11 protein-coding genes are annotated in these 12,511 nt (G+C 70.2%); 6 read left to right on the top strand and 5 right to left on the bottom strand.

Annotation, left to right across the window (positions count from 1 at the left end):
• Positions 1-106 precede the first annotated feature (106 nt).
• Genes JI739_RS17725 through JI739_RS17715 form a run of 3 tightly spaced genes read left to right on the top strand, consistent with a single transcriptional unit; the run spans position 107 to position 4,921 of the window.
• The gene (locus tag JI739_RS17725; protein WP_201685268.1) at positions 107-1,894 is read left to right on the top strand and encodes an N-acetylglutaminylglutamine amidotransferase; all 1,788 of its coding nucleotides are present in this window, start codon (positions 107-109) and stop codon (positions 1,892-1,894) included.
• Positions 1,895-1,908: 14 nt separating this feature from the next.
• Positions 1,909-3,681 (top strand): N-acetylglutaminylglutamine synthetase, encoded by a 1,773-nt coding sequence (gene ngg, locus JI739_RS17720; RefSeq protein ID WP_236589834.1) that lies wholly within the window; start codon positions 1,909-1,911, stop codon positions 3,679-3,681.
• A gap of 7 nt (positions 3,682-3,688) precedes the next feature.
• Complete coding sequence (locus tag JI739_RS17715) at positions 3,689-4,921, top strand: osmoprotectant NAGGN system M42 family peptidase (RefSeq protein WP_201685267.1); 1,233 nt, start codon at positions 3,689-3,691, stop codon at positions 4,919-4,921.
• Between the two features lie 143 nt (positions 4,922-5,064).
• Here the strand turns inward: JI739_RS17715 and serA are convergent, their stop codons facing one another.
• The gene (serA, locus tag JI739_RS17710) at positions 5,065-6,300 is read right to left on the bottom strand and encodes a phosphoglycerate dehydrogenase (protein ID WP_201685266.1); all 1,236 of its coding nucleotides are present in this window, start codon (positions 6,298-6,300) and stop codon (positions 5,065-5,067) included.
• A gap of 7 nt (positions 6,301-6,307) precedes the next feature.
• A complete protein-coding gene (locus JI739_RS17705; protein WP_201685265.1) occupies positions 6,308-7,102 on the bottom strand; it encodes an exodeoxyribonuclease III in 795 nt (264 codons plus the stop codon).
• 110 nt (positions 7,103-7,212) lie between these two features.
• Here JI739_RS17705 and JI739_RS17700 point away from each other — a divergent pair, with 110 nt between their 5' ends.
• From JI739_RS17700 to JI739_RS17690, 3 genes are all read left to right on the top strand, one after another.
• Positions 7,213-8,049: a TIGR02587 family membrane protein gene (locus JI739_RS17700; protein ID WP_354003748.1), complete on the top strand. Its 837-nt coding sequence runs from the start codon at positions 7,213-7,215 to the stop codon at positions 8,047-8,049.
• Between the two features lie 3 nt (positions 8,050-8,052).
• On the top strand, positions 8,053-8,487 hold the full coding sequence (locus JI739_RS17695) for a hypothetical protein (protein ID WP_201685263.1): 435 nt from the start codon (positions 8,053-8,055) through the stop codon (positions 8,485-8,487).
• Between the two features lie 68 nt (positions 8,488-8,555).
• Positions 8,556-9,776 carry a multidrug effflux MFS transporter gene (locus JI739_RS17690; RefSeq protein WP_201685262.1) on the top strand — a complete coding sequence of 407 codons (1,221 nt, stop codon included), beginning with the start codon at positions 8,556-8,558 and terminating at the stop codon, positions 9,774-9,776.
• Here JI739_RS17690 and JI739_RS17685 read toward each other — a convergent pair.
• The 3 genes from JI739_RS17685 to JI739_RS17675 form a co-directional block, all read right to left on the bottom strand.
• Positions 9,773-10,777, bottom strand: coding sequence for an SDR family oxidoreductase (locus tag JI739_RS17685; RefSeq protein WP_201685261.1), 1,005 nt, complete (start codon positions 10,775-10,777; stop codon positions 9,773-9,775). The two genes, JI739_RS17690 and JI739_RS17685, sit on opposite strands and share 4 nt — an antisense overlap.
• Positions 10,778-10,927: 150 nt before the next feature.
• Entirely contained in the window at positions 10,928-11,407 is a 480-nt protein-coding gene (locus JI739_RS17680; RefSeq protein ID WP_201685260.1) for a YqaA family protein, read from the bottom strand.
• A gap of 48 nt (positions 11,408-11,455) precedes the next feature.
• On the bottom strand, positions 11,456-12,439 hold the full coding sequence (locus JI739_RS17675) for a LysR family transcriptional regulator (RefSeq protein ID WP_201685259.1): 984 nt from the start codon (positions 12,437-12,439) through the stop codon (positions 11,456-11,458).
• Positions 12,440-12,511: the final 72 nt, after the last annotated feature.

Below are 12,511 nucleotides of genomic sequence, written 5' to 3'. Positions count from 1 at the left end.
GCCGCCAGGGGCCGCCTCCCGTTCCACGGCACGCCGTGCCCCAGCCCGATGGCCGAGCCGGCCCGCTCGGGTGTGCGACGACCCACCTCATGAGGAGTGCAAAGCCATGTGTGGCCTGGCAGGAGAACTTCGTTTCGACGGCGGATTCGCCGATGTCCGGACCGTGATCGACATGACCGAGTCCCAGTCGCGCCGTGGGCCCGACGGGGAAGGGGTCTTCAGCCTCGGTGGCCGCTGCTTCGGCCACCGCCGGCTCAGCGTCATGGACCTGAGCCTGCGCGCGCACCAGCCCTTCGTCGACAACGCGCTCGGACTGGGCATCGTCTTCAACGGTGCGATCTACAACCACCACGAGCTGCGGCGCGAACTGGCCGCCAAGGGCCACGCCTTCAGTTCGACCGGCGACACCGAGGTGATCCTGAAGGCCTGGAAAGAGTGGGGGCCGCGCTGCCTGCACCGCTTCCACGGCATGTTCGCCTTCGCGCTGTGGGAGCGTGACAGCGGCATCACGCACCTGGCGCGCGACCGGCTCGGGATCAAGCCGCTCTACTACACCGCCGATGCCAAGCGCCTGCGCTTCGCGTCCGCCCTGCCCGCGCTGCTGGTGGGGGAGGGCGTGGACACCCAGCTGGACCCGCAGGCCCTGCACCACTACCTCAGTTTCCATGCGGTGGTGCCGGCGCCGCTGACCATCCTGCGCGGGGTCCGCAAGCTCGCCCCGGGCAGCCTGGTGACCGTGTACCCCGACGGCCGCCTGGAGCAGGCGCGCTGGTGGACGCTGTCATTCCAGCGCAGTGCCGAGGACGAGCGCCGCAGCTTCGACGACTGGAAGGCGCAGGTGCTCGATGCGCTGCGGGTCTCGGTCAAGCGCCGGCTGGTGTCCGACCTGCCGGTGGGCGTGCTGCTCTCGGGCGGACTCGACTCCAGCCTCATCACCGGCCTGCTGACCGAAGCCGGCACTTCCGACCTGCGCACCTACTCGATCGGCTTCGAGGCGGTGGACGAGGAGGCGGGCGACGAATTTCACTACTCGGACCTGGTGGCACGCCACTACGGGACGGTGCACCAGAAGATGCAGATCCCGGGCGACCTGTTGCTGCAGACCCTGCCCGAGGCCATCGGCGCGATGGCCGAGCCGATGGTGAGCCACGACGCGGTGGCCTTCTACCTGCTGTCGCAGGCGGTCTCGCGCCATAGCCGCGTGGTGCAAAGCGGCCAGGGCGCCGACGAGGTGTTCGGCGGCTACCACTGGTACCCGCCCATGGCCGCCATCGACGACCCCGGCCCGGCTGCCGCGGCCGCCGCTTACCGGCGCGTGTTCTTCGACCGCAGCCATGAGGAAATGCGCGAGCTGCTGATGCCGCACTGGGTCAGCGAGGACTGGAGCAGCCAGCTGGTACAGGCGCACTTCGCCGAACCGGGCGCCGACAGCGCCATCGACCGGGCCTTGCGGATCGACACCACCGTGATGCTCGTGGACGACCCGGTCAAGCGCGTCGACAACATGACCATGGCCTTCGGCCTGGAGGCGCGGGTGCCCTTCCTCGATCACGAGCTGGTGGAGCTGGCCGCGCGCATCCCGGCGCGCCACAAGATCGCCGAAGGCGGCAAGCACGTGCTGAAGGAGGCCGCGCGCCAGGTGATCCCGGCTGAAGTGATCGACCGGCCCAAGGGCTACTTCCCCGTGCCGGCGCTGAAGTACCTGCGTGGCGACTTCCTCGGCTACGTGCGCGACATCCTGGGCTCACAGGCCGCGCGCGACCGCGGCATCTTCCGGCGCGAAGCCATCGATCGCATGTTCGACCAGCCCGATTCGCACATCACCCCGCTGCGCGGCTCCAAGCTGTGGCAGGCCGCCCTGCTGGAAGCCTGGCTGCAGACCCACCGAATTTGAAGGAACGATCTCCCATGTCCGCCGAAGCATTCGAGCCCACGTCGCACGGCGTCGGTCCGCTGGCCCACGCCGCGCCGGTCGCGACGACGTCCGCCACGCAGCCGCAGCCGCAGGCCGCCGGCACCGGCACCGGCACCGGCAGTGGCCCGGGCCGGCCCTTCATGATCGACTGCGGCTGGGGCCGGCTGCTGTACGCGCCGAGCTTCGCCTCGGCCAAGGACCTGGTGCAGGCCCTGCGCGAGGAGCAGCCGGGGCGGCGCGACATCGCGCTTTACGTGGAGGCGCCGCAACTGGTGCTGGCCGAAGCGCCGAGCGAGCTGTTCCTCGATCCGTCGTTCATCTTCCGCCGGCCGCTGCAGGCCCGGGACGCCGCCATGGAGCCCGAGGCCGCGGGCGTGTCGGTGCGGCCGCTGAGCACGCGGGCCGACATCGCGGCCATCAACCGGCTCTATGCCATGCGCCGCATGGTGCCGCTGGACCCGGTCGTCGTGTGGGCGCAGCGGCACAGCGAAGGCCTCACCTACCTGGTGGCCGAAGACGAGCGCACCGGTGAGGTGATCGGTTCGGCTCTGGGCGTGGACCACGTGGCGGCCTTCGGCGATGCCGCCGGGGGCAGCAGCCTGTGGTGCCTGGTGGTGGACCCGCAGACGCGGGTGTCGGGCACCGGCGAATCCCTCACCCGGTACCTCATCGCGCACTTCGCCCGGCGCGGCCGCCACTTCCTCGACCTCTCGGTGCTGCATGACAACGAGCAGGCGATCGGGCTTTACCGCAAGCTGGGTTTCGAGCAGGTGCCCGGCTTCGCCGTCAAGCACAAGAACCTGATCAACGAGCGCCTGTTCACCAGTACCGCCGAAGTCGACGGCCTGAACCCCTACGCGCGCCTCATCGTGGACGAGGCGCGACGCCGCGGCATCAGCGTGGAGGTGATCGATGCCGCCGCCGGCATCTTCAAGCTGCGTCACTTCGGCCACGAGATGCTGTGCCGCGAATCGCTGACCGAGCTCACCGGCGGCGTCGCCATGACCTGGTGCCAGGACAAGGTGCTGACCCTCAGGCGCCTGGCCTCGGCCGGCCTGCGCGTGCCGCACCAGTGCACCGCCGGCGACCCTCAGGCCAATGCGGAGTTCCTGCGCCAGTGCGGCTCGGTGGTGGTCAAGCCCGCGATGGGCGAGCAGGGGCGCGGCATCAGCGTGGACGTGCGCGACGAGGCGCACCTGGCCGAGGCCGTTGAGCGGGCCGCCCGGGAGGGCGGGCACGTGGTGATCGAGGAGTTCTGCGCTGGACAGGACCTGCGCATCATCGTGATCGGCTACAAGGTGGTCGCCGCGGCCATCCGCCGCCCCGCCGAGATCGTGGGCGATGGCCGCTCCAGCGTGGCCGAGCTGATCGAGCGCCAGAGTGCGCGCCGGGCCGCCGCCACGGGTGGCGAGAGCCGGATCCCGGTCGATGCCGAAACCGAGCGCGTGCTCACCGGCCAGGGGCTGACCCTGGAGTCGGTGCTGGAGGAAGGTCGTGCGGTGCAGGTACGCAAGACCGCCAACCTGCATACCGGCGGCACCATCCACGACGTCACCGCGCAGCTGCATCCGGCGCTGCGCGAAGCCGCCGAGACCGCGGCGCGGGCCCTGCGCATCCCGGTGGTGGGCCTGGACTTCCTGGTGCCCTCGCCGGAGGAGCCGGACTACGTCGTCATCGAAGCCAACGAGCGGCCGGGCCTGGCCAACCACGAGCCGCAACCGACCGCGCAACGGTTCGTCGACCTGCTGTTTCCTTTCTCCGCCTGAATTCGCCGTGACCCGCAAGCTCGACATCGACCTCGACTACCTGCGCACCACGCTGCTGGAGCTGCTGGCCATTCCCAGCCCCGCGGGCCTGACCGATGAAATCGTCCACTACACCGGCGGACAGCTCGATCGCATGGACGTGGCCTACGAGCTCACCCGCCGCGGCACCATCCGCGGCATCTTGCGCCGCACCTTGCCCAAGAGCCGCACGCCGACCCCGTCGTGCGCCATCGTCGCCCACCTGGACACGCTCGGGGCCATGGTGCGGGCGATCAAGCCGTCGGGGCGCTTGTCGCTGATGCCCATCGGCACCTGGTCCAGCCGCTGGGCCGAGGGTGGCCGCGTCACGCTCTTCACGGACACCGGCCGCTACCGCGGTTCGGTCCTGCCGCTCAAGGCCTCGGGCCATGTCTACAACGAGGAGATCGACAGCCAGCCAGTTCGCTGGGACCAGCTGGAGCTGCGCGTGGACCACGACATCGGGTCCGCCGCCGACGTGGCCGCGCTGGGCATCCAGGTGGGTGACTTCGTCGCCTTCGACGCCAATCCTGAAGTCCTGGACAACGGCTACATCGTCTCGCGCTACCTGGACAACAAGGCCGGGGTCGCGGCGGTGCTGGCGGCGATCAAGGCGGTGAAGGACGCCGGGGTCGATGTCCCGATGGACTGCCACCCGGTGTTCACCCTGTCCGAGGAAGTCGGCTCCGGTGCCCGCGCCGTGATCGAGGAAGACGTGAGCGAGGTGATCGGTGTCGACATCGGCCCCGTCGCCCCGGGGCAGGGCGCGCGCGAGTTCGGCGTGACCGTGCCGATGATGGATTCGGCCGGCCCGCACGACTACCACCTCACGCGCCGCCTGCTGCGCATGTGCGCCGAGCACGACATCCCCAGCCATCGCGACGTGTTCCCCTTCTATCACTCCGATGCGGGCTCCGCGGTGAGCGCCGGCGCCGACGTGCGCACCGCGCTGCTGTGCTTCGGGACCGATGCGACCCACGGCTACGAGCGCACCCACATCGAGGCGCTCAAGCACCTGGCCGAGCTGCTGGCGCTCTACATCCAGTGCGGCCCCACGCTTCCCGAAGACCGCAACCGGCGCCGCGACTCGGTGCAAAACTTCTCGCACCAGCTCGACTCAGAGCAGCTCGCGCCGGTGCCGCCGACGGTGCTGCCCGAGGTTGGCGAGCTGATCGACCTGCCGCCGCCAGAAGCGGAGCCGGATTCGGCGAACAGCGGGTGAGGGGTCGAACACCGGGCAAGACGCTCCGGGCCCAGCCTTCGCGAGCCGGGCTAGCACCGCTACGCCGCCGCCAAGCGGCCGGCCCCGCCAGTGCCACCGAGGAACCGGCTTCGCCGGGCCTCTGGTGCCGCCCCCCCCCGGGCTTAGTACAACACCCGGCAACGGATGGTCCCCGGCACGCCGCACAGCTCGTCCAGCGCGACGCGGCTCGAGTCGCTGTCGACGTCGATCACCACGTAGCCCACCTCGTCGTTCGTGCGCAGGTACTGCGCGGCGATGTTGATGCCGGCCTTGGAGAAGCGCTCGTTCACCTGGGCCATCACGCCGGGAATGTTGCGGTGGATGTGCAGCAGGCGCGAGCGGCCGGCGTGCCCGGGCAGGGACACCTCCGGGAAGTTCACCGCGGTGACGGTGGAGCCGTTGTCCGAATAGCGCACCAGCTTGGCGGCGACCTCCCGGCCGATGTTCTCCTGCGCCTCGGCGGTCGAGCCGCCGATGTGCGGCGTGAGTAGCACGTTCTCGAAGGCGACCAGCGGCGATTCGAAGCGCGCGTCGTTGCCCTGCGGCTCCACCGGGAACACGTCGATGGCCGCGCCGGCCAGGTGGCCGCGCTGCAGCGCATCGGCCAGCGCCTCGATGTCGACGACCGTGCCGCGCGAGGCGTTGATCAGGTGGCTGCCCGGCTTCATGCGGGCCAGTTGGGCGGCGCCGATCATGTCCTTCGTCTCTGGGGTTTCGGGAACGTGCAGGGTGACCACGTCGGCCGCCTGCAGCAAGGCGTCCAGCGAGGGCAGTTGCCGGGCATTGCCCAGCGGCAGCTTGGCTTCGATGTCGACGAACACCACCTGCATGCCCAGGTGCTCGGCCAGCACGCCGATCTGGGTGCCGATGTGGCCATAGCCCACGATGCCCAGCGTCTTGCCGCGCACCTCGTAGGAGCCAGCGGCGCTCTTGACCCAGCCATTGCGATGCAGCACCGCGTTCTTGTGCGGGATGCCGCGCATCAGCATGATGATCTCGGCCAGCACCAGTTCGGCCACGCTGCGGGTGTTGGAGAAGGGGGCGTTGAACACCGGCACGCCGCGGCGCAGGGCCGCCTGCAGGTCGATCTGGTTGGTGCCGATGCAGAAGGCGCCGATGGCGGTGAGCTTGCCGGCCTTCTCCAGCACGTCGGCGGTGAGCTGGGTGCGCGAGCGGATGCCCAGGAAGTGCGCATCGGCGATCAGCTCGACCAGCTCGGGACCCACCAGCGCCTTGGGCGCCGTCACGACTTGCGTGTAGCCGTGGTCCTTGAGTGTCTGGACGGCGGAGTCGTGGATGCCCTCGAGCAGGACGAACTTGATCTTTTCCTTGGGAACGGAGAGTCGGGCGGTGGTCATCCGGCGATTACATCCCAGTTGACGAAGGCTCGGTCGCGGTGAGGTCGATCCACACCGGCGCATGGTCGCTGGGCTTGTCGCGGCCGCGCGCGTGGGCGTCGACCTCGGCCTTTGCCAGCGCCGGTGCGAGGTCGGGGCTCAGCAGCAGGAAGTCCATGCGAAAGCCCGCATTGCGCCGGAACGCGAAGGCATCCTTCCAGAAGGTGTAGATGCGCTCGTTCGGGTGCAGCATGCGGGTGGCATCGGTCCAGCCCTGGGCCAGCAGGCGTGCGTAGGCGTCGCGGGTCTGCGGCTGCACCACCGCATCGAAGCGCCAGGCGCCCACGTTGTAGATGTCGGCGTCGGTGGGCACGACGTTGAAGTCGCCCGCAAGGATGGTGGGCCGGCCGGCGTCCATCAGCCTGCGGGCGTGCAGGATCAGCCGCTCGAACCAGGCCAGCTTGTAGTCGAACCTGGGGCCGGGTTGCGGATTGCCGTTGGGCAGGTAGACCGAGGCCACGGTGAGCCCGCCGACTTCGGCCTCGAGGTAGCGCGCCTGCCGGTCGTCGGGGCCGCCCGGCAGCCCCCGGCGCAGCTCGCGCGGGCGCTGTCCGCGCGCCAGGATGGCCACCCCGTGCCAGGACGGCTGGCCGTGCCAGACCGCACCGTAGCCGGCGGCGGCAAGCGCGGCGCCGGGAAAGCGCTCATCGCTGGTCTTGATCTCCTGCAGGCAGGCCACGTCCGGCTGGCGCTCGGCCAGCCATTCGAGCAGCCGTGGCAAGCGCCCGTTCACCCCGTTGACGTTGAAGCTGGCGATCCGCATGGCTGCCGTGATGGTGCGGGCATCCGCCGCCAGCAGGTGAACCGTGCAACATCGCGTAATTCAGGTGCCTGCCGACCCCGTGCCCAGCTCGAGCTCGGTACCGTCGGGCCATGAGCGCGCCGGCGTCTTCGATGTCCCCGACCGCGGCCTTCGGTGTCGGGCTGGCGCGCGCCGGCGCTGGGGCAGTGATTTTCGGGCTCCCCATGTTCATGACCCAGGAGATGTGGCACCTGCCGGTGTACATGCCCGAGTGGAAGCTGATCGCGCTGCTGGCGCTGTTCTTTCCCTTCCTGGTCGCGCTGTCCTGGCACGCCGGCTTCGAGAACACTTTCAGCTGGCGTGACGATGTGGTGGATGCGCTGGTGGCCTATGCCGTCGGCTTCGCCATCTCGGGCGCCATGCTGTGGCTGCTGGGCGTGATCGACGAGCGCACCTCCCTGCGCGCCGGGGTGGGCCAGGTCGCCCTGCAGGCGGTGCCGGCCAGCATCGGGGCGCTGCTGGCGCAGTCCCAGCTGGGTGAGCGCGATCCGGCGCGGTCCACGCGAGGCGGCGTGAATCACTGGGGCAGCGACCTGTTCATCATGGCGGTGGGCGCGCTCTTCCTGTGCTTCAACATGGCGCCCACCGAGGAGATGGCCCTGATCGCGATGCAGGTGGGCGAGCCCCTGGCCATCGCGCTGATCGCGCTGTCCCTCGCGGTGATGCACGCCTTCGTCTACGGCGTCGCCTTCCGCGGCCGGCCGCGGCCGGCCCGGGGGCTGGCAGGGTGGCGGCTGTTCCTTCACTCCACGCTGTCGGGTTACCTGGTGGCGCTTGCGATCAGTGCGGGAATGCTCTGGATCTTCGGACGATTGGATGGCCTGTCCGTGTCGGCCGGCATCCAGGCCGTCGTGGTGCTGGGCCTGCCGGCGGCGGTGGGGGCGGCGGCAGCCCGCCTCATCCTGTAAGACATGGCCGACCCCCGACGCGACCAGCGAGCCGAAGACCCGGGAACGGCGCAGCGCGAGGGGCCGCCGCCGCTGCTGGAGTGGGTGGTCGCCGCGATCGGCCTGGTGGGGGTACTGGCCAGCATGGGGGTGCTGGGATGGCATGCCTGGCGCTCACCGGCTGAGGGCGCGCCGGAACCGCGCATCGAGGTGAACCGCATCGAGCCCCAGGGTGGCCAATACCTGGTGCAGCTGACGGTGCGCAACGCCGGCACCCGCGCGGCCGGTGACCTGCTGGTGTCCGGCGAGCTGTGGTCGCAGGACCAGCGGGTCGAACGCAGCGAGATGCGGCTGGACCACCTGCCGGCCGGATCGCTCGCGCGGGGCGGGCTCCTCTTCAGCCGCGACCCGCGCGGGCTGCGGCTGCAGCTGCGGGCCGAGGGCTACCAGCAACCCTGAAGCAGCTGCGGGAGCGCGGCGAGGCGGCCGCTACACTTCGTCGCCGGGCCCTGCCTGCCCTCGCCTTCATGAGTCCCGTTTCCTCTCGGCCGGCGCGTTCGCGCTGGCTCACCCTCAACATCGTCTGCCAGCTGGCCTTCGGGCTGGTGGCCATGACCGTCTGCCTGCCGTCGATGCAGGAGTGGCCGCGCCAGTTCGGCACCAGCCAGGCGATGGTGCAGCTCACGTTCAGTGCCTACATCGCCGCGTACGGGGGCCTGCAACTGGCCTACGGTCCGATCTCCGATCGCGTCGGCCGCAAGCCGGTGCTGATTTTCGGATTGCTGCTGTCGCTGGCCGGGTCGGTGATGGCGGCGCTGGCGCCGGACATCGGCCCGCTGATCGCGGCGCGCGCCCTGCAGGGCGCCGGCACCGCCGCCTGCATGGTGATCGCGCGCGCGCTGGTGCAGGACTTGTACGAGCCGCACGAGCGCACCCGCGTGATGGCCCTGTTCGGCATGGTGCTGGGGTTGTGCCCGCCGCTTGCCACGCTGCTGGGCGGGCAGCTTCACGTGCGCCTGGGCTGGCAGTCCAACTTCGTGCTGATGGCCGTGGTGTCCGGCCTGCTGGCGCTGGCGGCGTGGCGGGGTCTGCCGTCGACCCGCCCGGCCCGCCCGGGTGGCCGCTGGAGTGAGCTGGCCTCGGGCTACGCGCAACTCGCGCGCCTGCCGTCCTTCCTGGCCTATGTCGGCATCCTGGCCATGACCACGGCCACGTTCTACGCCTTCCTGGGTGGCGCGCCCATCGTGCTCGGCAGCTTCGGCGTGCGGCCCGAGCACATCGGCTGGTACATCATGGCCACGCCTCTGGCGTACATGGCCGGCAACATCCTCACCGTGCGGCTGACCGGCCGCGTCCGCGAGCGCCGCCTGATGCAGGTCGGCCAGGCGCTCACGGTGCTGGGGCCACTGATCACGGTGCTGGCGGCATTGGCGGGCGTGCACTCGCCCTGGGCACTGGCGCTGCCGATGATGGTGCTGGGCGTCGGCCACGGCCTGCTGGTGCCGCCGGCGCTGGTTGGCACGGTGGGCCTGGTGCCGACGCTGGCCGGGTCGGCCTCGGCACTGGCGGGGCTGTCACAGCAGTTCGGCGGTTCGCTGGCCGGGTACGCCGTGGGGCTGGTCGAGCACCAGGGCTCGCTCCACCTGGGCCTGATGATGCTGGGCTGGGCAGCCGTGGGCACCGGCTTCCTGGTGTGGATGCACCGCATCCGCAACCGCGACGCGCGGATCCGCGAGCCGGCGCGCTAGAGCCGGCGAGGGCCGCGTTGCGCGGCGATCCAGCCGAGCGCGAGCGCACCCGCCGCCCCCAGCAGCCATCCCTTGTTCAGGCTCAGCCAGAGGCTGGCGCTGCTCGAGCGGGCTTCGCCGTCGAACCGGCCGTGCGCACCCCAGGCTCCGGGCACCGGCTGGAACAGGTTGTCGGGCCGGTCGGGCGAGATGGGTTCGTCCATCTGCTGGCCCTCGTAGGCCGTGCGTGCGAGGTAGCGATCCAGCAGCCCCGGGAAAAGCTTGTCCGCCCAGATGGCCTTGGTGCTGGAGAACGCGACGAACACCTCGCGCCGCCGTCGCTCGACCGTCGCCAGCACGGCCTTGGCGATCACCTCGGGCTGGTAGACCGTGCCCATCGGCCGGGGGTGGCGCGGCATGCGCGTGCGGCACCAGTCGAACTGCGGCGTGTTCACCGCCGGCAGTTCGACCATGCCCAGGTGGATGCGGCTCTTGTCGTGCAGCAGTTCGCAGCGCAGGGCCTCGGTGAAGCCGTTGACGGCGTGCTTCGCGCCGCAGTAGGGCGCCTGCAGCGGGATCGCGCGATACGCCAGGGCCGATCCGATCTGCACGATGCTGCCGCGGTCGCGCGCCCGCATGCGGCGCAGCGCCGCCATGGTGCCCCAGACCACCCCGTGGTAGGTCACGTCGGTCGCCCGGCGGAATTCCTGCGGGGTGATCTCGACCATCGGCGCCACCACGGTGACCATCGCGTTGTTGATCCAGACATCGATGGGCCCGAGTTCCTGCTCCACCCGCTCGGCGGCCGCCTCGACCTGTTCCGGATCGGCCATGTCCAGCGGGATGGGCAGGGCCTGGCCGCCCAGGCCTTCGATCTCGCGCCGCGCCTCTTCGAGCCGGTCGGTATCGCGCGCCAGCAGGGCCACCCGCGCGCCTTTGCGGCCGAAAGCCGTGGCGATCGCGCGGCCCACGCCAGCGCTCGCGCCGGTGACCACCACCACCATGCCGGGTTGGATCTTCATCGTCTCGTGTCCTCGTGTTCGTTGCGGGCGCTCGGGTGGAGCACCCACCGTGAGCATTCGAGAGCCCGCGCCGGCATGGGGGTGCGATGTGCCCACGGGCGATGTAGGCCAATGCCGACTGACAGGCGGCCGCCGAGCGGCCGCGGCCGCTCATCCGATGCGGCCAGGAAAGAACTGCAGCAGCACCCAGGTCATGGTGAGGTAGCGCAGGAACTTGCCGATCAGCATGTAGAAGGTGCATGGCCAGAACGGCAGCTTCAGCCAGCCGGCCACCGCGCACAGCGGATCGCCCACGCCCGGCAGCCAGGACAGCAGGCAGGCGCGGGGGCCGAGCCGCTCGAGCCAGTCGAGCGCCCGCAGGTGGACGCTCGAACGCTTGTAGCGGTCGACCATGTGGTGCGCGCCGTACCCCAGCCACCAATCGACCATGCCGCCGAGGGTGTTGCCCAGCGTGGCGACCACGATGCCGGGCCAGAACATGTCGGGATTGATCTTGATGAGGCCGAACAGCGCCGGCTCCGACCCCATGGGCAAAAGCGTGGCCGAGATGAAGGCCACGATGAACAAGGTGGTGAGCCCGAATTCAGGTAGCGCGAGCCAGGCGAGCAGTGCGTTGAACCAGGCGTCCATGAGGCGCGCAGTATAGGCACCGGGCCCGCGCCGCGCGGTCTTCGCGATTCATCGTTGCGATCGTCCCGCCCCGGGCCGCGGGCCGCGCGCGGCCGCGTGCTCGCGGTCCCACCAGGTGGCCCACGGCTGCTCGGCGATGAGCGATCGCAGGGCCTCCATGAACGACGGCAGCAGCACGTGCTTGTCGCGGGCACGGGCCGTGACGGCATGGAAGGCCAGGCCGGACGGCTGGGCATCGCGGATGCGCCGCACCCGCACGTTGAAGCCGCCGCAGGCGGCCAGGGCGAACGAAGGCAGGATGGATGGGCCTGCGCCCGCGGCCGTCATCCCGATGATGGTTTCCAGGTGGTTCATGACCTGCGCGGGCGCGGCCGCCTGGATGCCGGCTTGCGCCTTGCGGCGGTTGATCACCTGCTGCATGCCGCTGTCCCAGGGCAGCTCCACGTAGGCCACCTTCGGGATCGCATCCCAGGCCACCCAGCGCGGTGCGGCGCCGTCGACGACATGCGGGGTCTCTCCGTGCGTGAGCAGGATGAAGCCGAGGGTGAAGAGCGGGTCGCGCTGCAGGCCGGGCGCGTTCGGACCGAAGATGCCGACCCCGCAGTCATGGTCACCGCGCCGAACCGCCTCGCCCACCTCGTCGCGGGACATCACGGTGAGCTTGAGCTCGACCTGTGGGTGGGCCCGTTGGAAGCGCTGGTACACGGCGGGCATGAGGGCCGACGAGAAGAGCGGGGTGGAGGCCACCGACAAGCGCCTGGCGGCCTGCGTGTCCGCATTCCTCAGGCGCGTGGTGGCGGCCTGGAATTCCTCGAGGATGCGCCGCGCCGAAGGCAGCAGCGCCTGGCCGGCTTCGGTCAGGCGCACCGCACGCGAGCTGCGGTCGAACAGCCGTTGGCGGAAGTGCGCTTCGAACTCGCGCACCATCAGGCTCAGCCCCGGTTGCGAGATGTGCATCTGGGTGGCCGCGTGGGTGAAGGAGCCCAGCTCCGCGATCATCACGAAGGCTTCGAATTGGCGGAGGGAGGCCATCGGATAAGTAATTGAAATCGAACGTTTTCAAAGATAAATTGGACATATTTTCAGCGAATTCCTAGCATCGTC

This window comes from Ramlibacter aurantiacus (assembly GCF_016722895.1).
GTDB lineage: Bacteria > Pseudomonadota > Gammaproteobacteria > Burkholderiales > Burkholderiaceae_C > Ramlibacter > Ramlibacter aurantiacus.
The sequence above is the reverse complement of the archived record's forward strand: the minus strand, read 5'-3'. Positions and strand labels throughout refer to the sequence as shown.